Source organism: Paenibacillus sp. FSL M8-0334 (assembly GCF_038000405.1).
GTDB lineage: Bacteria > Bacillota > Bacilli > Paenibacillales > Paenibacillaceae > Paenibacillus_AQ > Paenibacillus_AQ campinasensis.
The window spans coordinates 1,188,726-1,210,417 of the sequence record NZ_JBBOCH010000001.1 but is presented as its reverse complement, the minus strand read 5'-3'; the positions used below and the strand labels follow the sequence as shown (position 1 = coordinate 1,210,417).

The 21,692-nt window shown below is 53.6% G+C and carries 13 protein-coding genes; 5 read left to right on the top strand and 8 right to left on the bottom strand.

Going from position 1 to position 21,692, the window contains the following annotated elements; all coding sequences use genetic code 11:
* The first annotated feature begins 184 nt into the window (after positions 1 to 184).
* From MKX64_RS05270 to MKX64_RS05255, 4 genes are all read left to right on the top strand, one after another.
* Positions 185 to 4,444 (top strand): PA14 domain-containing protein, encoded by a 4,260-nt coding sequence (locus tag MKX64_RS05270; protein ID WP_095265541.1) that lies wholly within the window; start codon positions 185 to 187, stop codon positions 4,442 to 4,444.
* A 24-nt stretch (positions 4,445 to 4,468) separates the two neighbouring features.
* A complete protein-coding gene (locus MKX64_RS05265; protein ID WP_095265540.1) occupies positions 4,469 to 6,139 on the top strand; it encodes an S-layer homology domain-containing protein in 1,671 nt (556 codons plus the stop codon).
* Between the two features lie 25 nt (positions 6,140 to 6,164).
* Entirely contained in the window at positions 6,165 to 11,030 is a 4,866-nt protein-coding gene (locus MKX64_RS05260; RefSeq protein WP_095265539.1) for a glycoside hydrolase domain-containing protein, read from the top strand.
* A 232-nt stretch (positions 11,031 to 11,262) separates the two neighbouring features.
* Positions 11,263 to 12,117: a manganese catalase family protein gene (locus MKX64_RS05255; protein ID WP_155618282.1), complete on the top strand. Its 855-nt coding sequence runs from the start codon at positions 11,263 to 11,265 to the stop codon at positions 12,115 to 12,117.
* 81 nt (positions 12,118 to 12,198) lie between these two features.
* Here MKX64_RS05255 and MKX64_RS05250 read toward each other — a convergent pair whose 3' ends face one another.
* The 6 genes from MKX64_RS05250 to MKX64_RS05225 all read right to left on the bottom strand — a co-directional run bounded on the left by MKX64_RS05250 (position 12,199) and on the right by MKX64_RS05225 (position 18,631).
* Positions 12,199 to 12,693, bottom strand: coding sequence for a DUF4358 domain-containing protein (locus tag MKX64_RS05250; RefSeq protein ID WP_341035463.1), 495 nt, complete (start codon positions 12,691 to 12,693; stop codon positions 12,199 to 12,201).
* Between the two features lie 4 nt (positions 12,694 to 12,697).
* Positions 12,698 to 13,843, bottom strand: coding sequence for a DHHW family protein (locus MKX64_RS05245; RefSeq protein WP_341035462.1), 1,146 nt, complete (start codon positions 13,841 to 13,843; stop codon positions 12,698 to 12,700).
* Positions 13,844 to 13,859: 16 nt separating this feature from the next.
* Positions 13,860 to 15,266 (bottom strand): MBOAT family O-acyltransferase, encoded by a 1,407-nt coding sequence (locus MKX64_RS05240; RefSeq protein WP_341035461.1) that lies wholly within the window; start codon positions 15,264 to 15,266, stop codon positions 13,860 to 13,862.
* A 34-nt stretch (positions 15,267 to 15,300) separates the two neighbouring features.
* Positions 15,301 to 15,990 (bottom strand): GDSL-type esterase/lipase family protein, encoded by a 690-nt coding sequence (locus MKX64_RS05235; RefSeq protein WP_341035460.1) that lies wholly within the window; start codon positions 15,988 to 15,990, stop codon positions 15,301 to 15,303.
* Between the two features lie 146 nt (positions 15,991 to 16,136).
* Complete coding sequence (locus MKX64_RS05230) at positions 16,137 to 17,960, bottom strand: sensor histidine kinase (RefSeq protein ID WP_341035459.1); 1,824 nt, start codon at positions 17,958 to 17,960, stop codon at positions 16,137 to 16,139.
* Positions 17,957 to 18,631 carry a response regulator transcription factor gene (locus tag MKX64_RS05225; protein ID WP_095397651.1) on the bottom strand — a complete coding sequence of 225 codons (675 nt, stop codon included), beginning with the start codon at positions 18,629 to 18,631 and terminating at the stop codon, positions 17,957 to 17,959. The genes MKX64_RS05230 and MKX64_RS05225 overlap by 4 nt, the downstream gene beginning before the upstream one ends.
* A gap of 146 nt (positions 18,632 to 18,777) precedes the next feature.
* On the opposite strand from MKX64_RS05225, the gene MKX64_RS05220 reads away from it, so the two are divergent.
* Positions 18,778 to 20,058, top strand: a complete 1,281-nt coding sequence (locus MKX64_RS05220) for an MFS transporter (protein ID WP_095265531.1) — start codon at positions 18,778 to 18,780, stop codon at positions 20,056 to 20,058.
* Between the two features lie 247 nt (positions 20,059 to 20,305).
* Here the strand turns inward: MKX64_RS05220 and MKX64_RS05215 are convergent, their stop codons facing one another.
* Both MKX64_RS05215 and MKX64_RS05210 read right to left on the bottom strand, forming a co-directional pair.
* Positions 20,306 to 20,959, bottom strand: coding sequence for a YitT family protein (locus tag MKX64_RS05215; protein ID WP_095265530.1), 654 nt, complete (start codon positions 20,957 to 20,959; stop codon positions 20,306 to 20,308).
* A gap of 288 nt (positions 20,960 to 21,247) precedes the next feature.
* Entirely contained in the window at positions 21,248 to 21,586 is a 339-nt protein-coding gene (locus tag MKX64_RS05210; protein WP_155618289.1) for a winged helix-turn-helix transcriptional regulator, read from the bottom strand.
* Positions 21,587 to 21,692: the final 106 nt, after the last annotated feature.

Below are 21,692 nucleotides of genomic sequence, written 5' to 3'. Positions count from 1 at the left end.
TGTAAGCGTGTTTATTGTGATCGAACATAATAAGGAAATTCCTTCCATCTCGAAATGCGCATATGCATATTCAAATATTTACACAGAATTGTTCGTCACTTTACAATGCATGGATTGAATGTCTGGAGAGAAGCACGTACCCTTATGTACGAACATTATAATGTTTTAGGAGGGAACAGAGAAAGTGAAGAAGAGGATCACGCTGACAAGCCGTGTGCTTGCCATAGTTATGTTATTGACCTCTCTGCTGCCAGCAGGGTACAGTCCGGCGCAGATGGCTGGCGTGGCAGCCACAGATACGAATGTATTCGCCGGAGCAGGAGTCACGGCAACGGCGAACGGATACATATCGGATGACTTCGCTCCGTCTAAAGCAATCGACGGCAGCAAGAACAGCGGGAAATGGAGCTATGCAGGAGGTTCAAGCCTGCCGGATCCAGCGAACCCGTATTGGATTAAGGTAGACGTTGGCGCTGAGGCTCTCGTGCGCCAATTCGTGCTGTTTCATGCAGGAGCAGCCGGTGAACCGGACAGCTACAATACCCGGGACTATTCGATTGAAGTGAGCACCGATGATGTGAACTGGACGCCGGCAGTAACGGTGACAGGCAATACATATCAAGAGACTGCACATACGCTGAGCGTCCCTGTTCAGGCAAGATATTTTAAACTGAACATTACGGATCCTGGCGCGGCGGATGCTGCGACGGGAGGGTATGCAGCGAATATTTACGAGTTCCAGGCTTGGGGTTCGATGGTTGGTGCATCGGCGGTGCAGCCGGATGGCATTCGCATCGACAAGCCGAATCTGGATCTGTTGGAAGGTGAAACAGAGCAGCTGTCGGCCATCCTCTCACCGCCAGGAGCCGCTACGCCAAATCTGATCTGGTCATCAGATAACCCTGCCGTGGCTGGGGTCGATGCGAATGGTCTCGTTACCGGCGTATCCGAAGGCAGCACGGTTGTTACAGTGACAACAGAGGACGGGGCTCATCAAGCCGCTGCGGTCATCAACGTTGGAGCAGCAGGCGCCGCCATCCTTGCGGCTGGACTCCATTTTATCGAGAAGGATAGTCAGTGGACTTATTTGGATGACGGCTCGGATCAAGGCACGGCCTGGAAGGAGCCGAATTTCGATGACAGCAGCTGGAAGAAGGCCCCTGCCCCGCTTGGGTATGCAGGCAGCGGCAAAGGCCAAGACTTGAACACCTGGATCGGGTATGGCTCGGATGCAGGGAACAAACATTTAACAACGTATTTCCGTCAGGAGTTCCAAGTAACCGATGCAGCTGCAATTAAACAGCTGGAAGCTTCCTTGATTCGGGACGACGGAGCGGTCATCTACCTGAATGGGCAGGAAGTATACCGCACCAACATGCCGAGCGGCGAGATTACGTATAGAACAACGGCATCTACTGCGGTTGGAGACGAAAGAAACGCATATGTGTTTGAGATCGACCCTGCCTTGCTGGTCGACGGCACGAATGTCATGGCTGCCTCCGTGCATCAGGACCGGGGAGCCAGTTCGGACCTGTTCTTTTCCCTTGAACTGAAGGGTTCGGATAGTGCACCGCCGGTAGTCGGCAAGGATAACGGATTGCTCGGGGAGTATTATACGGGCAGAAGCAATTTTGATTTCGGTGATCATAAGGGAACGGCGATCGACTCCCGGATCGAATTTAGAAACCTGGATCCCATCCTGCAATCATTAACCGGTCAGGCAGATAACGCCAATGTGCGCTGGACCGGACAGATCATGCCGCCGCAAACGGATGATTACACCTTCTATATGATTGGCGATAACGGCTTCCGGTTGTGGATCGACGATCAGTTGATCATCGATCATTGGGTGAATGACTGGGATATCGAGCAGACCAGTACGCCTATTCACCTGAATGGCGGACAGAAGTACAAGATTAAGATCGAGTACTTTGAGGATTATGGCGGCTCCAATCTCTATCTGCGCTGGTCTACACCTTCCATGGCAAAAGAAATTGTGCCTGATCATGTCTTCTATTTGCCAGAGGATTACAATGGCCCGGTTGCAGCAACGGTTATGGCTGATGGCCTGAACATCTCGCTTGAGATGTTGTCCGATCTGGGAGCTCTTCCGGGAGCGCTGCAGGATCATATTACGGTTACAGCAGACGATACACAGCTGACGCTGCTGGATGTGCTGCAGGATCGTGATCCTTCCTTGATGACGGTCCAAGTGGCTGAAGCGATCACGCCAATTAGGCGGGTAAACATTGCTTATGATGGGTTAGCCGGTCTGCAGCTGGCTGATGGCACGAATGTGGGCAGCTTTGCCTTCACTGCGATCAACCAATCTGAGGTCGTGGATTACACGCCATTTGATATCGCAATGTCCCTGCATGGGGATGCAAAAACAAGACGCAGTTTCGCCTGGTATTCCCAATATCCAAATCCGGCAACCGCCCCGGCAGGTATCCGGGACAGCGAGGTGCAGGTGGTGCGTGCAGGGGAGAGCTTCGATTCACCGACGATGAAGTCTTTCCGCGGCACGAGTGAAGAGATTCATGTACGGGTAACCCGGTCCACCAATGCGAACTACTTGTCACATAAAGTCGTGGTTGAGGGTCTGGAACCTGGAACGACGTATCAATATCGGCTGGGAAGCGGCGGGTATTGGAGTAAGCATGGACAATTTACGACCGAGAGGGAAGAAGAGAATGAGTTCTCCTTCCTGTATATGACGGACTCCCAGGGAGGGAACACCGACGATTATAAAGCATGGGCGGATACTGTTCGCGCGGGTGTGCAGAATTTCCCGGATTCCAAATTTCTGTTGATGCCTGGCGACATGGTGGATGTCGGTGATCTCGAGGAGCAGTGGCATGATTATTTCACCCAGCCTCAAGATGAACTTATGAATCTGCCGCTGATGACCACGATCGGCAACCATGAAGGGCCGTACAATAACAACTTCTATTATCATTTCAATCTGCCTGACAACTCGTTCACGGATTCCAATCCGGCGGGCGCGGTCTACTCGTTCGATTATGGCCCGGCGCATTTCATGGTGCTTAACACCGGTGATATTCCGTGGGACAACGCCCAGAAGTCATCGTTCGAGAAGCAGATCGAGTGGCTAAGAAAAGAAGTTGCTCAAACTGACAAGAAGTGGAAGGTTGTCGCCTTCCATAAAGCGATATATTCGGTAGGCGGGCATGCCTTGGACCGCGATATTCTGGAGCTCCGTGAAACCTTGTATCCGATTATGGATGAGCTTGGCATCGATCTGGTTCTACAAGGGCATGACCATACCTTTATGCGATCTTTCCAGATGTATGGTGACAAGCCGGTTCAGAACGTAGTGACTGACAGCAACGGCAATGTCATTGATCCGGACGGGACGCTGTATCTGATCAATAACGCGGCCGGGCGCAAATATTATGGCGTCAGAGGCGATGTGGACAAATATTACGCAGCCAAGTACAGCCAGCCTTACAAGCCTATGTACACCGGCATTAAGGTAACAGAGGATTCCTTGACGCTGCAGACCTATATCACCGGTGAGTCCGCTCCGATGGATGAGTATACCATCGTGCGTAATGATGGACGCCCCGATGCCGTTGAAGGCCTGTCGGCGGGCAAATCCGGTAATGGAAGGGCAGTGCTCTCCTGGAGTATGCCACAAACGGTGGATGCCGAGGATCCGATCCGCGGGTTTAGGATTCATGAAGTGAACGGACAGCTCGGCCCGAACTGGAGCGCCTATATCCCTGTAGAGGCAGGCAAAACCAGCTATCAATATGAGGTGCCGGGGACTACGCCGAATGAAGCCTATGAATTTGCTGTCACAACCGTTGATAAGCGGGACAATTCGGCAGCGGTCAAGGTAGCTGTCTCGGGGAACGTTCCGGCGGCGCCAACGGCTCCGGTGGTGGATGATGGCCATAATACGTTCGGCTGGACCCATGTGCCGGGTTATGAGCAGCCTTCCGATTACGAATTCAGCGTTGACGGCGGAACAAGCTGGCAGCCTGTGACCGCGAATCCACAGCCGGTTGGAGACGGGAATTATCCTGCAGGCGAAGTTATGGTACGCGTACAGGCAGACGCAGCCAGTGGAAGACAGGCTGGCCTGCCTCTTGCATCCGACAAGCCGTTTACGGAGAACAGCCTCCATGAAACCTTCCAGTTGTCCGGGGAAGTGACGAGAGATGGGCAGCTCAAGGTCGATGTGAAGGTAGCGCGGGCAGCAGAGTACAGTGGCGATCCATACGTAGTATTCGAGCTTATGGACGGGAATACGCCGCTCTTGATTAATGCAATTCCTATTCGGCAGGACGTACTTGAAGTTTCGCAATATTTTAATGTGAACGGAAGCCAGTATAGCGTCAAGGTATTCGTGTTTGATGAATTCAACAGCGACCCTGAGGTGCCGATTCATTTGGCGAAACCGATTGAGCTACGGTAACGGACGAATAAGAGAGGACTGAATATGGTGAAAAAAAATGTAGCACTCATACTGATATTGTTGTTCGTGCTCTCGCCAGCTTCCGTCTTCGCAGCGGATGCTTTCTCCCTTGCGCTAAGCGCAGGAGAAGTCAAACGCGGCGAGAAGCTGACGATTTCCGGAACCGTGCCGGTCGAGTCGGGAACTGTCGTGATCAAGGTGGTTACGCCGCGTCAGACGGTGCTCTACATCGATGTGGTTGAAGCGGCAAACAGCCGTTATGAAGCGAGCGTCCAGATTCCGGCGGATGAAGATTTAGCCCCGTCCGGCATCTATACGGTAGCCGCTGGTATGGGCACTGCGTCGCAAACGAAGACATTCATCGTGCCTGGAGCACCTGTGGTGAATCCTCCGGGCGGCGGAGGCGGGGAGAATCCCGCTCCCGCTCCAGGCTCTCCTGGGTCCAGTGGCGGTGGAAGCAGCCCAACACCTCAGCCGGACGGGTCCGGGTCTCTTACCGGAAGTATTCCAGCCGGCGTAGGATCGGCTTCCGGTTCGGTCATCCGTCCGGAGCTGACATCAGACGGGCGATACATTGTCGGGGCAGGCACGATCACCGAAGCCGCTGATCAAGCGCAGGATTCGGTAACGATTCAGCTGCCAGCCGAAGCCGGTCAGTCCGGAGCTCCGGTTGAGTTCCCGTCTGAATCGCTGCGAACTCTCCAGCAGCGGAGCCTGGAACTCATTGTGACTACAGGCGACCGTACAGTACGTTTCCCGGCTGGCTCTATTCCGGTGCAGGAGGATTTGCAGGCACGGGTACGCATTGTGCTTAAGTCTGCTTATACCGAGGAAGCCCGTGCTCTGGTTCAACGCTCGATAGGGTCTAACTCGGACTATGCATCGACAGACATTGTACTCTCCGTGGTGATCGAGATCATTTCCGGGAACAGCATGACGGAAATCCATCAATTGAACCGGCCTGCGGTGGTGAGCCTGGAATTGACCGAGGCGCAGGAGCGCAGCATCGCTTCCAATTTGGCCGGCGTCTATTATGTGAACGGCAGAAGCCTTGAATATGTCCCTGGCACGCTCAAGGATGGCCGATTTACTTTTACAGCGGGTCATTTCTCCTACTATGCGATTCTTGAATATAACAAAACATTTACCGATCTGGCCGGTCATTGGGCCGAGGAGGCTGTTAAAGCGCTGGCAGCGAAACATCTGGTGACTGGAGTGGACGAGCGCCGTTATGAACCGAATCGGAGCATTACCCGTGCGGAATTCGCCACGCTGTTGATGCGCGCTTTGAATCATGAAGGAATTCGTGCGGATGCAGCGGCGAGCCCGGCTCAGGCGTTTCGGGATGTGCCTGCCGGACGCTATTATTCAGAGCATGTCAAGCAGGCGGCAACGATCGGTTTGATGTCCGGGTATGGGGGAGCATTCAGACCGAATGACCCGATTACACGGGAGGAAGCGGTAGTAGCTCTTGTGCGGGCAGCCGAGCAATCGGGCCTGACAGCATCCAAGCAGGGTGAACCGGCCTTTGCTGATGCGAAGTCCATTTCCGCTTGGGCTGCTGAAGCGGTGAACGAAGCCTGGTCGCTCGGACTGATTCAAGGCGACGGCACCCGCTTCAATCCGAAGCATTCCGTCAATCGGGCGGAAGTCGCGATCATGATTCATCGGCTCATTACAGACCGCTCTTTATAACTGAAAGCGAGGGGAACCAAGCACAATGGGGAAAAGAATCTTATCCATGATCATGACGGTGCTGCTGCTGTACAGCTTGATAGAGCCAGCGTTACCCGCAGGCTTCGCCTGGGCAGCGTCTGGATCAGCGCCAGGCATAGAGACGAGAAACGTAGCGCTCGGGGCCCAGGTGACCGCTTCGGGACAATGCAACAGCAATGAGCGTCCTGAGTTCGCCGTGGATGGCAAAGCGGATACGAAGTGGTGCGACAATACCAGTGCTTCGATCAAATGGTTAAAGCTCGATTTGGGCAAGGAATATACGATTAACCAATGGGTTGTTCAGAATGCTGCCATTTCTGAAAAAAACAACAGCCCATTCTGGAACACCAAAAATTTCCGTCTGCAAAAAAGTAACGACGGCACCGTCTGGACCGATGTGGATGTCGTTCAGAACAACGCGCAGACCATTGTGAACCGGTATTTATCGGAGCCGGTGACGGCTCAGTATTTCAGATTTTATATAAGCCAAGGCGCTTACGACTCGAACACCGTTCGGCTGTATGAGCTTGAATTGTACGGCGTGGATGCCGGTGAAGTCCCGGCATACCCGCCTGTGAATCTCGCTCCGATCGATTATGTCGATCCGTTCATCAATACGCTCGGGGACAACGGACAGACAAATCCGGGGCCGACGACGCCTTTTGGCCTTGTCTCACTCGGTCCTGACAGTGATGGCGGGGCATTCAGCGGCTACTATTACGAGGACAAGCATCTGAAGGGCTTCTCGCATCTAAGATTCAGCGGCGTAGGCTGCAGCGGCGGGGGCGGAAATATTCTGCTGATGCCGCAGACCGGCGCTTTTACCAAGAACAGCAATGACTACAAACAGAAATATGTTAAAAGCAGCGAGCAAGCCTCGCCGGGCTATTATGCGGTCCATCTGGACTCCGGTGTCGGCGTGGAGCTGACGGCATCGGACAATGTCGGCTTTCACCGCTATACCTTCCCGGCTTCGGCCAGCGAAGGCTCGGTGCTGGTCGATCTCTCCAACTCTTATGCGGGAATGGTGAACGCCAGCCTGCAGGTCGAGAACAACCGGGAAATTTCAGGGATGATTCAGTCCAAGAACGTATGCGGTCATGGCTACTATACAATGTACTTCTCCATTGCGTTCGATCAGGATTTTCAATCGTACACGTCCTGGCAGGGCGATGACACAGGCAGCGTGCCTGTGCGCACAGGAGCCAGCAGCGGCGTATGGGTTACCTTCGATACAACTGCAAACCAAGTGGTACAAGCGAAGGTGGGCCTGTCTCCGGTGAGCACGGAACAAGCGAAATATGAGCGCGACCATGACGTCGCGAACTGGGATTTTGACGCGCAGCATGCCAAAGTGAGAAACACGTGGAGCGAGCTCCTGGGAAAAATCGAGATTACTGATCATGATGAGCAGAACAAACGAGTTTTTTACACGCAGCTCTATCATATGTTCCTGCATCCGAATAAGGTGAGCAGTTCATTAGGCACCTTCAAGGCGGGCAGAGACGAGAACACGATCCGAAACACCGACGAGATCGGACCGGACTTCGAATACTATAACGGCTGGACGACATGGGATGATTTCCGGAAGTATGCGCTCTTCTCTGTACTGGAGCCGCACAAATACAACAACATGGTGAAATCCCTAGTGGACCTGTACAAGACGAGAGGCGCTTACACACAGTGGGGAGAAGGCTACTGGCCTAGCCCGACGGTTAGAAATGAGTTCAACGGTGCGGTCATCCTGGATGCCTATTCCAAGGGCTTCCGAGATTACGATGTCTATGCTGCGCTTCAAGGGATGGCCGTTGATGCGGATAACTTCTCCGTGAACGATGGGGAAATCTCAGGGAAGCTGGAGAAGGCAAGAAGCGCCTACTTCCCGATGAAGCTGGCCGAGATGATCGGAGACCGCGACATGTATGACAAATACAAGCAGGTTGCGCTCTCCTACAAGTCATTGTGGAATCCGGACCAGGTTGACGAGAACGGCGACAAGTACGGCTTCTTCACGCCGAACGGAAGGAACGTCGGCCCTGGAGATATTACAGCGGTAGGCCGTTATGCATACCAAGGGAATCTGTGGACGTACCGCTGGTCGGCTTCCCAGGATATTAACGGGCTGGCTGAGCTGATGGGCGGCAAAAGAGAGATGGCTAAACAGCTTCAGGATTTCTTTGCCAGAGACGAATACGTGGCTATTAACGAACCGGACCTGGAAGCTCCTTATCTGTTCAATTACCTGGGCATGCCTTACTTGACGCAATATTATGTCAGACAGTACACAACCGAAGTTGTTACGCAAAAATACCACAACCATGGCCTGTATGCCCATCCGATCAAATCCCGCGTTTATCGCGACGATCCGGAAGGCTACCTGCCGTCTATGGATGACGATGCCGGCGGCATGTCCTCCTGGTATGTGTACAGTGCAATGGGCTTGTTCCCTGGCAATCCGGGAGACGCGAACTTCCTGATCGGCTCGCCGATCTTCTCGGAAGTGAAGCTTCACCTGGACGGCGGCAAGACGTTTACAATCAAGGCTGATGGCGTATCCAGCCAGAACCGGTTCATTCAATCGGCTTCCCTGAATGGTCGCCAATTCGATCAGGCATGGATTAGCTATGTGGATGTGATGAACGGCGGCGTGCTGGCGTTTGAGATGGGACCTGAGCCGAATACGGATTGGGGCGCATCGCCGGAGGCAGCTCCGCCAATGCATGATTACGGTACCGATGTGGATAACCATCTGTCCCGCCAAACAATCATTGCCGAGGGAGAGGAATGGAAGTATTTCGACCAGGGACGTTATGCGGGCAATGGCTGGACAGATGCGGCGTATGACGACACTGGCTGGAGCGCAGGTGAGGCTCCGCTTGGCTATGATAACATCGGGTATGTGAAAACCGTGGTCAGCTATGGCCCGGACGCGAATCGGAAGCACCCGACCACTTACTTCCGCAAGACGTTTGACGTGAGTGATGTGAATGACATCCTGGAGCTTGAGGCTAGTCTCATCCGCGATGACGGCGCGGTTGTCTATCTGAATGGCAAGGAAATCATTCGCACGAATATGCCGCAAGGCCCAATATCCTATGACACCTATGCGAATGCGACCGTCAATAACGAGCGGGATCGCAATCTATACCGCATTGACCCGTCTTATCTCGTGGCGGGCACGAACGTGCTCGCAGCGGAGGTTCATCAGGTGAATGCAACAAGCTCGGATGTCGCCTTCGAATTCAGTCTGAATGCGGTGAAGCGTCTGGAGAAGCCGGAAGCGCCGACGAATCCGGTTGTAGACGACAAGGCCAATACATTCGGCTGGACCTATGTCCCAGGCTACGACAATCCGGCAGATTATCAATTCAGCACGGACGGCGGCAGAAGCTGGCAGCCTGTAACTGCCAATCCGCAGATCGTAGGGCCAGCTGCGTATGAAGCAGGGCAGGTGCAGGTCCGGGTCAAGGCGGATGAGAACTTGAACCGGGCTGCCGGGGAAGCGCTCGTATCAGACCAAGCCTATACTTCGGACATCAAATGGGATGTATTCGATTTGGAGGCAGAGGTAAAGCGCACAGGCAATATGCAGGTTGAAGTGGCTGGAACCTTGAAGGGGGCTTATGTCGATTCGGCTGTCGCCGTCATTCAGCTGATGAGCGGGCATGATCAGGCGCTGGTGTCGAGCGCGATCCCGGTGGAGACGGGAAGCTTCGACATCTCCCAGACGTTTAACGTCAATGCAGGCAGATATCAGGTCAATATCTATCTGGTAGATCAGTATGACGGCAACATCTATAACTCGCTGTGGCTGGCGGATCCAATTGTATCGCAGCCGGAGCCAGTGCCTGTGCCAGAGCCGGAACAACCGGGGCAGCCGGAGCAGCCAGAGCCGAAGCCGGAGCCGTTACCGGTTCCTAAACCGGAGCCGGAGCTGCCGGATGACCCGGTGGAACCTGCTCCGCCAGTGACGGACGTCCGAACGATCCAGTTTGAGGGCAGAACGAGCTGGTCGACCGGGGTGAATACCTTTAACGGCAATCCGCTCAAGACCGAGTCCGGCAATGGAGGAACGGTGGTTGCCAACACATTTGACGGCGCATGGCTGGCGTATGCCGATCTCGACTTCGGAGCTGAAGGCGCGAACCGGATCGCGGTTGAGTACACGGCTCCATCCGACAGAACACCGGCCGACGCGGCGCTTGAATTCCGTCTTGGAAGTGAAAGCGGCGAGCTTCTCGGCACCGCTGCGCTGAACAATACAGGAAGCGGTTGGAACAATTACGCTACAGCCGAGGCGCTGCTGAACCGGACGCTCACAGGCAAGCAAACGTTGTATATCGTCATGAAAGGCAGCACCACCAGCTCGAAGCCTTATATCGGAAATTTCGACTTTTTCACGTGGGGTTATCAGAAGACTCGCAGTGACTATGCGAATCTGGAGCTGGAAACCTCTGACGAGTGGTCTACCGCTGTCAATACCTTTAACCAGGGGCCGCTGAAGACCGAGCCAGGCAAAAGCGGGCGGCAGGTGGCCAATACGTTTGACCGCGCATGGCTGGCATATAAAGGGATGGACTTCGGCACCTCGGGCGTCAACCATCTGTCCATTGAGTATGCCAGCAACAGTGCGAATTGCGCAGCAGATTCTGCCGTGGAAGTTCGGCTTGGCGGCGTAAACGGAACGCTGGTTGGGACGATTCCGGTGCCTCCTACGGGGAACGGGTGGGGGAATTACGCCGTCGCCGAAGGACAGTTGACCGAATCGCTGACAGGTGTTCACGATGTATACCTTGTACTGACGGGCTCTGTCAATTCCACGCATCGATACATCGGCAACTTCGATCGGGCGGAATTTACCCGGCAATAGCATGCAGAATATCCCGCAAGCCTCAAACGAGAGGTTTGCGGGATTTCTTCGTTCTGGGCACTTGGCGTTTAGAATAGCCAGTCCGAGGCAGCGTGATCCGCGCTGTTTATAGGCGGTTGCCAGCAGGCTAGCGTCATCTCGAGCTGATTAGCCGCTCTCAGGGCGGGTATATGATAATCGACCCCGTTAATTTCATATACAAACAAACAGCATGATGAAGGAGGATGATCGTATGTTTATCCACATGAAAGAGCTGCAGTACCGGGCGAAACCGGAAAGACCGGACCCGGTGTTTGCGCGCAAGCTGCAGGAGGTGCTTGGAGGACAATTTGGTGAGATGTCGGTCATGATGCAGTATTTGTTCCAGGGCTTCAACTGCCGGGCTGAGCAAAAATACCGGGATATGCTGCTGGACATCGGCACCGAGGAAATCGGTCACGTGGAGATGCTGTGCACGATGATTGCCCAGCTTCTGGACGGCGCACCGGCTGATGAAGTGGATAAAGCGGCTCAGGATCCGCTCATTGCGGCTGCGCTTGGCGGCATGAATCCGCAGCATGCGATTGTGTCCGGTCTTGGCGCGACCCCGACGGACAGCAACGGCTTCCCATGGAACAGCCGCTACATCGTATCCAGCGGCCACCTGCTGGCCGACTTCCGCGCCAATCTGAATGCAGAGACGCAAGGTCTGCTGCAGGTCGTACGGCTGTACGAGCAGACGACAGACGCAGGGGTGCGCGACATGCTGTCCTTTATGATCTCCCGTGATATTTTGCACCAGAATCAGTGGCTGGCTGCCATTGAAGAACTGGAAGCGATCGACGGGCCAGTGGCACCGGCTTCCTTCCCGAGAGAGCGTACCGTCAGAGAGGCAACGCGTCAATTCATTAATTTCTCCGTCGGAGAAGAGAGCAGACAAGGGCCTTGGGCATCCGGGCCGCTTCCGGACGGAACCGGCAATTTCGAATACGTAGAGAATCCGCAAGCACGCGGCGGTGCCCCTGAGCTTAAGCCGGCAGCGATGCATCAGCATTCTATGCCAGGCACCGGGCCTTATGTGGCGAACGAAGGACGCGGACTGAAATAAGCAGGCATCAATAGGATTCCAAGGAATAGAAGAGCGACCGTTCCCGTGATAAAGTCGGAGGACGGTCGCTTGCTGTTGTGTTTAGAATGCGTCATCAAATACGCGTTCCATTTGATCAGCCTGGTCGGATACGGCGAATAAGACATAGGAACCCTTTGATTTCATAACATGCCGTTCAACCAGATAATATTCGTCAGGCCGATAGTCTTTAAATTTGGCTTTCTGGCGCTCGATGTGCAGCTCGATGTTCTCCTTAACACTCGCAATCCGGCCCGGGTCCTTGAGTTGAATCACAGCAAGTTCATCAGCTTTCACATTGGATGCCGACGTATAGAGCACAAAGTCTGCAATGTCATCCTTGTCGATCCGATATATTTTCTGAATTTTATCCAGATCGCCCTTATTCATATGATCCAATCGTACCGCCTGCTCGATAGCCTGCCCGATTTCAGCTGCCGAGGCTGGTTCTTCAGCGTTCGTACCGCTGCCGGAGCAGCCGGATAATATGCCGAAGGCAACGGCAAGGGCAAGCAGGACGAGGGGGAAGCTCCATATACGTAATCGTGTTTGTCTCATTAGATCACTCCGATTCATGCAAGGTTAATATAGACGAATCCTCAAAAAACGTGTTGGCATTGTACAGCAGCAGCATATCATCAAAATCTCGCGCCTTCGCAAACGAGGCTAAATCCTCCTCGTAGTATCTCAAGTCAACGACATCAATCTCGCTGAAATGCGGTAACAGAAACGGAATCAAGCTGTTGGCATACGAGTCCTTGACCAAGAGCAGCTTCTTCCTGCTGGGATGGGCGGTCTTGATCTCGACGAGTCCATGATTTCCGTTCAGGAACACCGCGTATTTGTCCTTGGCTTCAAGCTGGTCCACGGCATACAGCGAATCTGTAGTGAGCCCTTCATCGACGTAGGTTACCGTATATTTCACCGGGTCCTTCGGCCAATACAGCTCAATCCGGTCGGGCCGGAGATGGCGAAATCCGCTTGTGGAATACAGCGATCCGTAGAAGTGGTCAGTGGCCTGCCGAATATCAAATTCATCCTGGCGCAGCGGGTTCAGTCCCAGGTGTTTGCATAGCTCAACGTAAGCGGTGTAAGCTCCCAAGGTGGTCCAGTGATGGTCGGTTTGATAAAAAATCGGCTTCTCCCGCATAGCATCCAGTGCCGGATATACATCAATATCATGAACCGTGCCCCGAAATCTGCTGCGCATCCGGTCCAGATACTGGAGCTCATCCCCGGCTGAAGCGAATGGAGGCAGTTTATCCTGCAGCACGGTTGCTGCGGTCGGCACCAGCATGACATATTTCCGCAGCTCCGGCGTCGCGCGGTCAAAGGCTAGGATGGCCTCGGCTCTCTTCTCCACATCCGCCTCAGAAGGGGGATTGAATGTTTGGATAAGATATCCGTCCCCCGCCAGAAAGACACCGCCGTTTTCCTTCTTTCCCAGCGCACGGTCCACATCGGTTTTCACCCCGATCCAGGCATCCCTGAACACAAATTGATCGGATACGTATTGGTCGAAGTCGGCAGTGAATTGTCCGGACATCAATGCTTTCAGGGAAAAGCGAGGCAGCTGCAGAAGCACCCGGTTCTCCGCTTCCGAGAATGACCGATCTGGCATCGCGACATGGAGGACGGCAAATACAGCAATGAACAGCGGCAGCAGAACAGCCAGCGCTTTGCGAATGAGGGTAACATTCCGTTCCATGTCCGTCCCCCCTTTTTTAGAATCGAAAATATAAAAATGGATTATAGCTTTCATTGACCAAATAGGCGGTAGACAGCACCAGGAGCAGCGCATAAATCAATGGGATGAGCACGATCCCGGCCGTTCTCCATGTTTGCTTGATTAAGGTGAGTATCGCCCCAGGCAGCGGGGTTGCACAGATAGCTGACAGAACAAGCAGGACCGCATACGTCGACAGATCATAGAGCGCCTTCTGGTCTACTGCAGCATGTGCGCCGCTGCCGAACATCACGCCGATGAAATGCCAGGCGGAAGCTATATGCTCCAGGTCGAACAAGACCCAGCCTACCATTACCGCCAGCAGTGTGTAGACATGGCTGACAACGGCAGGGCTGCGTTCAAGCCAGCGCAGCAAGACCAGCTTCTCGGTCATCACAAGGACGCCGAAATACAATCCCCAGATGATAAAGTTCCAGCTGGCCCCATGCCAGAAGCCGGTCAGAAACCAGACGATCCCCAAATTGCGAAGCTGCTTCACCAGCCCTGATCGATTGCCCCCAAGCGGGATATACACATACTCGCGGAACCAGGAGCCCAGCGAAATATGCCATCTCCGCCAGAACTCCGTCACGCTTCTGGAGATATAGGGGTAACGGAAGTTCTCCATGAAATCGAACCCGAACATCTTGCCAAGCCCGCGCGCCATGTCGGAATATCCGCTGAAATCAAAATAAATTTGCAGCGTAAATGCCACTATGCCCAGCCATGCGGACAGTACGCTCAGCTGCTCGATCGGCTCCGCTTTGATATGGGCCCATAGCAGCCCGATATTGTTGGCCAGCAGCACTTTTTTGGCAAGGCCTCTCATGAACAGCTCTGCGCCTTCCCCGAAGCGCTCCAGCGTCACTTTGCGGGATTCAAGCTGGGCGGCAATGTGGCTGTACTTCACGATCGGGCCGGCAACAAGCTGCGGGAACATGGCCACGTAGGCGCCGAAAGAGATGATATTCCGCTGCGCCGGCACTTTGCCGCGGTAGACGTCAATCACGTAGGACATCGTCTGAAATGTGTAGAAGGAAATCCCCACGGGCAGCGGCAGATCAGCCGCCTCGATATTCAGGTGAAACAGCTGATTGATATTGTCCACGACAAAACCGGCATATTTGAACAGTCCGAGAACCGCCAGACTGCCTGTCATCGATGCGATAAACACCGTGCTTTGGACTGCCTTCCGGTGCCTGTACTTTTCGATCAGCCGTCCGTTCATATAATCGAATACCGTTGATCCGATCATCAGGAGAATGTACAGCGGCTCTCCCCACGCATAGAAGATCAGGCTTGCCGCCAGCAGCACAGCATTTCGCAGCTTCCTCGGCGACAGATAATAGACCAGCAGCGCCAGCGGGAGAAAAAGAAACAGAAAGTTGAGACTGCTAAAGACCAAGTATTGTCACCTCCGGATGGCAGCCTGCAGCGGCCTACTCCACCTGATCCTTCAGAAACTCCAACAGTATCGGATAATATTCGGGCTTGAAGTGAATCCCGTCGGTATCATACAGATCCGGGCTGTCAGCAAATATCGGAGAGATATCGATAAAATGAACGTTCTCCCGCTCCGCGAGCTGTTTGAGGCTGTGATTGTAATCTGCGATCCGGCTGTAACGCGGCTCCTTGTCCTCTGCTGCCTCTGTTACCGGCGTGACGGACAGAAGCGTAATCCTTGCTTGCGGCAGCTGCTGCTTCATATCCTCAATCAGCTTGGCGTAGTTGTTCATGGAGTACGCTATCGGATCGTCCGTAGGCCACAGAATATCGTCCGAGCCGAGCTGGATATAGATTCGCTTCGGGTTTCGCTTGGCCAGCTCTTCAACATCCTTAAGTGCGAATTCCGACGTTTTTCCCGCGCCTGCCAGAACATTCTCTTCCTTAAGCACATCGTGGTAGGATAACCCTTCCGTAATGGAATCTCCGAAAAATACACTGTCTTCAAACCACAGTTGAGCATCGGTGTTCATTGATCCGGTTGAGCTGGTTCCCCGCGACTCGGGCGTCTCGGGGGATTGAGAAACTTGTCCCTCCGATTCAGGGATGACGGGTGCATCCTGTCCGCAAGCAGTCAAGGCAATCGCCAGGCTTCCCGTAAGGAATATCATCATAATCTTTTTCATGGCTCATCTTCTCCTTCGTTGGTGTAAGAGCTTCTGCAAGTCGGTGTCTGTACACCTGAAGCTTCGAGAACGAGTGTAGCCAGCCGAGATCAAGATGAAGTGCAGATGAGATCAAGCTCAAATAAAAAAACGCAGAGCCTTTCGCTCTACGTTTTTGTGCGTAAATGAAAATAAAACAAAACCCCATCGTCTGTGTTAACCGCGCCATAAGGCACGCCGTGCATCTCCAGAATTTTCTTGGATATCGCAAGGCCAAGTCCGGTTCCGCCCGTCGCGCGGCCGCGTGATTGCTCGCCGCGGTAGAAGCGGTCCCAGATTCTCTCCAGCTGCTCATCGGGAATGCGAGCCCCTTTATTCTCGATGGAGATCCGGGCGCTATCCGTCTCCTCGGAGATCGTAATGTGAATGGCCTGCTGCTCCGGCGTATAACGAATTGCATTGGTCAGGAAATTGACGATGACCTGTTCAATCCGAAGCTCGTTGCCCATGACCTCTACAGGCGGCAGGGAAGTGTATAAATGAAGCTGTTTAGCCGCGAGTTCATCCGCCAATTTAACGCAGGTCCGCTCGATGACGGCATCGATAGAAAAGGAGTCCATGTTCATTTTATACGTTCCGGATTCATACTTGGCCAGCTCCAGCATATCGGCAATCAGCATATCCATGCGGCGGACCTCATCTTCCATCGCTTGAAAATAATAGTCCCGTTTATGAGGGGCGATGCCGTCCTTCAGAATGGCAAGGCAGCTCTGAATAACGCTCAGCGGCGTCTTGAGCTCATGCGAAACGCTGGAAATGAATTCTTTACGCGTACGCTCCAGCTGTTTCTCCTTCTCGATGTCCTCCTCCAAGCGGAGGATATGGGCATGAAGCCGTCCGGACAGCTCATTGATGCTGCGCGACAAGCTGCCGATCTCGTCCTTGCTTGTAATCGGAAGATCCTCCGAGAAATCCAGGCCTGCCATTTGCCGGGTGACACGATTCATGCGCAGCAGAGGACGGGATATCCGCCGGGAATAATAAAAGGAAACGAGCATCACCAGCAGGATCGTGGCGATAATCACATACACGTAGTATTGTTCGAGCATCCCCACCGCTTCATTCACCGGCTGCAGCGACGTCATCGCAAACACATATTCAGCATTTCCGTCGCCGTCTTGGCTGCGCTCGACGAAGATTTTGTAATTCACCTGATTTTCCGAGAAATCCATAACGGGATGGGGACCCGGGGAGGGATCGAAGTCACCGTACAGCAGGTCCGCTTGAAACGCCAGGATGCGATCCATAAATAAGCGGTTGGCATAGCGCGCGGCCGCTGCCCCTTCAGGAGTTCGAAGCTGTGTAATTGTGCCTTGGACCAGAAATCCGGGGTAGGCCTCACGATACTTGGTCCCGTTGCTATGATAGCGGTTATGGAGAATCTCGAACTCCTTGTTTACCATCTGGCTGTTCTCCAGGCGATTCTCTGAACGCAGATTGGAGACGTCCCTTCCCATGCGCTGGGGAATAGGCTGCCCGTGGATCATGATGCCTTCGATTGTGATCTCTTCTCCCTCTTGTACCCAGGGCTGAGGGAACGGACGATCGCTGTAGAAATCCTCCGCATTCATCACACTGTACAAAGGAATGGTTAGTACGGCATCAGCAAGATCGAAGCCCTCGGCTTGATCCAGTCTGATTTCCATCAGAAAATCGTCTGTAAACTTCAAGCGCCCTTGCGCGTCTAGGGTGGCAATCCAAGTGTTATGCTGTCGATAGAAATCCTGTTCCAGCTCTGCGAGCGCTTGAGGGTTGTCACCAGCCTTGCGTTCATCTTCGACATAGGCTTGAATGGCCGATTGGACGTCCTGTATTTTCTGATGAGCATAGAATTGCTTGAAGAACACGGTCTGTCCAACAAATATAATGGCGACTGTGAGCAGGCAGACCATCGTGGTCAGCAGAAACAGCTTGAGTACAATGCTCTTCATGGATGCTCCTCGAATTTATAGCCTGATCGTACAACGGTGACAATATGCCCGGCGTGTTCTCCCAGCTTGGCCCGCAGATTGCGGATATGGCTGTTGATCGTCCGGTCATCGCCAATATAGTCATACCCCCAGATCTTGGTAATTAACTGTTCCCTGGTTATGATGATGCCTCTGTTCTTCATCAAATAAGCGAGCATCTCAAATTCGGTATGCGTCAAGCTGCAAGGAGCCCCATCCACCGTAACCGTTCGGGACGGAAAATGAATGGTGATGCTGCCGCAGGTGAGGGAAGTGTACGCTTGTACACGGAGCTGCCGGGTCTGTAGTAGCCGCTTGACTCGGGCCAGCAGGATCGGCGGGCTGTACGGCTTGGTAACATAATCGTCTGCCCCCAGCTCAAAGCCCATCAGCGTATCGTCTTCATCGGAGCGGGCTGTCAGCATGATGATCGGAACGTCCGATTCCTTGCGGATTCGTTTGCACACCGACCATCCGTCCATCTCCGGCAGCATAATGTCCAGAATGATCAGATCCACGCCGGTCTCTTTTACAAGCTCCAGCGCTTTTTTGCCATCGCCGGCCTCCAGCACCTGATAACCGTCCTCCAGCAAATAATCCTTCATCACTTCCCGCAGGATGACTTCATCTTCCACAATTAATATTGTTGACATATAACAACCTCGCCATCATGTTCTCGATCTCGCTTTGGATACTAACATGATTTCTGCAACGAAACAAATGCTGCATCTGGAATAAAGGGTAACCTGGCAGGACATTCTAAGCGCATGTTTGACGAAGGAAGGGGACTTGCAGCAGTATGGGTGAACAGCGTACTTCCACTAAAACGATCGTAGCGATCGGATCGATTCCTCTTATTATGACACTTGGAAACTCGATGATCATTCCGGTGCTGCCGAAGATGAAGTCAGAGCTTCATCTCACATCATTGCAGGTCAGCCTGACGATCACGATGTTCTCCTTGGTAGCCGCATTCGCGATTCCGGTGCTCGGCTATTTATCTGACAGGTTCTCACGCAAGGTGGTTATTATACCGGCATTGTTCTTGTACGGGATTGGCGGGCTTCTGGCCGGCTTTGCGGCAGCGTTGTTCGCCAATGCTTATGCCTGGATCCTGGTAGGGCGGACGCTTCAGGGCATCGGGGCAGCGGGAACAGCTCCGATTGCGATGGCGCTGGCAGGAGATTTATTCAAGGGCTCTGAAGAGAGTCGGGTGCTCGGGCTTGTCGAGGCATCAAACGGCTTCGGGAAGGTCATATCGCCGATTCTCGGCTCTTTGATCGGTTTGATCATTTGGTATGGCGTGTTTTTTGCTTTTCCGGGCGTGGTGCTCATTTCGATCATTCTGACGTGGATTTTTATCAAGGAAAAGGAGAAGAGCGAGAAGCCCCCAGGGGTGAAAAAGTACTTTCAGGGTCTCGCCAGCGTGTTCAAGCATGAAGGCAGATGGCTGCTGACGGCCTATCTCGCCGGAGCCACATGCCTGTTCACTTTGTTCGGCATTCTGTTCTTCCTGTCCGAGGTGCTGGAGAAGACCCATCACATCGAAGGGGTGGTCAAGGGGCTGATTCTGGCGGTTCCGCTGCTCGTGATGTGTACAACCTCGTATGTTACCGGCAGCAAAATCGGCAAAAACCAAAAGCTGATGAAGCGTCTCATCGTGCTTGGGTTTGCGTTTATGACGATTTCTTATGCGCTGCTGTCGTTTATCGGGCATCTGACGCTGTTCATCGCCGTCCTGGCTATTAGCAGTCTCGGTACCGGCTTGATTCTGCCTTGTGTCAACAGCTTTATTACCGGTGCGGTAGGGAAGGAACGAAGAGGCTTTGTCACCTCGCTGTACGGCTCCGTCCGTTTCTTCGGTGTGGCGATTGGCCCGCCGCTGTTCGGATGGCTGATGGAATGGTCGCGGGTCGGGATGTTTCTGTCACTGGCAGCCTTTACGCTGCTCGTAGGCCTGCTGGCGCTGTTCCTGATTCGGGTGAACAAGGAGCATGAGGAAGGAGAACAGGACCGGAGGCCTGAAGGGAAGAGGGAGAAGGGCCGTGTCGGCATGCTGAAGCCTGCTGGAGGACGGTAAACCGACGGACATGAGTCCGATGCGATAAAGACAGACATAGGTGCGAGTGTGAGCGCGGGCTATGATCAAGAGCCCCATGTCTGTCAGCATCTGCCGGACGAAGCGGACGGATCCGCATACGTTAGTGCGAGAACGAAGCTTCGGTTCCGGTGGACTCGACCAGGCGCTCCCGCCGATGATAGCCTGGCAGGTGGATGTCGTCGACCGAAGCTTGTCATGCAGCGTGCGCCGTAAGGGCAAGGAAAGGTCACTTCTTGCGCCAAGCCGGACGCAGCGCCGGCCTCGGACTCTGGATGCGGAGAATGAAATGGATCATTCGCGTCGAGAGCCACTGGCACAGCACCGCCAGAACGATGATTTGCCAATCAATGACATAGGCCGTCAGCGCAAAAATAAAGCCGTTCATCCAGAACAAGGAAGTGCCGGGATGAATGCGTTTGTACTTGTATATGGCGAGGGCCACATAACCAATCCCGCCGTTGGATACCCGCTGCTTCATCAGCAGCGCAATGCCTGTCCCGAGCAGGAGCGAGCCGAGCAGCAGATCCAGCCATACGTTGTTCATCGGCGGCGCCACATAAACTTCAAAGAAGTTGACGGACACAGAGGTTATGGTAATAACCAGCACCGTCCCGACGGCGCTCACGCTGCCCAGGTAGTGGACGGTAAACAGCAGAAACGCAATGTTGGCGAACCATAATCCGAGACTCATCGGTATGCCAAAACCGTGGTTGAGCAGAACGGCAATCCCGGCTCCGCCCCCGGAGGGAATCGCATGGGGGAACAGGAATACGGCCATGGCGTAGCCCTGAATGATCGAGCCTGCCGCAATCATGGACAGCTTGTTGATCAATCTGCGGATGAAGCTGGGATCGCGGCCCGGTAGGAATGGTATACGCATACGAATAATCATCCTTCGTGGAATAGAAGTCTTAAGCCAGTCCTGCTTATGCTCTATTAATGTATGCTTGTCACGGCGGAGGAATGATTATCGATTGGCGGGAAAAATGAAATAGACGCGCAAAAAAGCCGGGCACTGTCCGAAAGAGCCTTGTCGGTTCTTCGGGCAATGCCCGGCTTAGGTTTCACCTGGTCAGTAAGGGTAAAGCAGGTATAAGGGACGCTTATGTAATGGATCGACGGATGGCCGATTGCTCCATCCCGGCCAGACCACCCCTACCGGGCCCTATTATGTCCAGCGAGCCGCCCACAGCTTCATTTCTTTGCAGATGCCGTGCAGATCCATTCCTTTCGGCGTCAGTGTATACTCCACGGTGACCGGAACGGTCGGATATACGGTTCTCTCCAGAACGCCCTGCACTTCAAGATGGCGCAGGGTGCTGGTCAAGGCGCGCGGGCTGACGTTAGGAATGCTTCGCTGAAGCTCCCCGAAGCGTCTGGTCCCGCAAAAAAGCTCGCGAAGCACGAGGAAGGCCCATTTGCCTCCGAGCACAAGCAATGTCTTCTCAATGTTGCATTCGATGTGATCCGGGGTTTTCGGGATATAGCTGTTCGCTTTATTTCCCATCGTTATCCGCCTCCTGCTCTGTAGATATTAACTATACTGAAGTATATTATCTATCCTCTATATAATATAGTGAATAACATTTCACTTCTTCAAAAGAAATAGGAAC

What these genes read in the sequence shown, in the direction of transcription:
- MKX64_RS05265 (WP_095265540.1), top strand. Translation starts at nt 4,469, where the DNA reads ATGGTGAAAAAAAATGTAGCACTCATACTGATATTGTTGTTCGTGCTC.
- MKX64_RS05260 (WP_095265539.1), top strand. Translation starts at nt 6,165, where the DNA reads ATGGGGAAAAGAATCTTATCCATGATCATGACGGTGCTGCTGCTGTAC.
- MKX64_RS05255 (WP_155618282.1), top strand. Translation starts at nt 11,263, where the DNA reads ATGTTTATCCACATGAAAGAGCTGCAGTACCGGGCGAAACCGGAAAGA.
- MKX64_RS05250 (WP_341035463.1), bottom strand. Translation starts at nt 12,693, where the DNA reads ATGAGACAAACACGATTACGTATATGGAGCTTCCCCCTCGTCCTGCTT.
- MKX64_RS05245 (WP_341035462.1), bottom strand. Translation starts at nt 13,843, where the DNA reads ATGGAACGGAATGTTACCCTCATTCGCAAAGCGCTGGCTGTTCTGCTG.
- MKX64_RS05235 (WP_341035460.1), bottom strand. Translation starts at nt 15,990, where the DNA reads ATGAAAAAGATTATGATGATATTCCTTACGGGAAGCCTGGCGATTGCC.
- MKX64_RS05230 (WP_341035459.1), bottom strand. Translation starts at nt 17,960, where the DNA reads ATGAAGAGCATTGTACTCAAGCTGTTTCTGCTGACCACGATGGTCTGC.
- MKX64_RS05225 (WP_095397651.1), bottom strand. Translation starts at nt 18,631, where the DNA reads ATGTCAACAATATTAATTGTGGAAGATGAAGTCATCCTGCGGGAAGTG.
- MKX64_RS05220 (WP_095265531.1), top strand. Translation starts at nt 18,778, where the DNA reads ATGGGTGAACAGCGTACTTCCACTAAAACGATCGTAGCGATCGGATCG.
- MKX64_RS05215 (WP_095265530.1), bottom strand. Translation starts at nt 20,959, where the DNA reads ATGCGTATACCATTCCTACCGGGCCGCGATCCCAGCTTCATCCGCAGA.
- MKX64_RS05210 (WP_155618289.1), bottom strand. Translation starts at nt 21,586, where the DNA reads ATGGGAAATAAAGCGAACAGCTATATCCCGAAAACCCCGGATCACATC.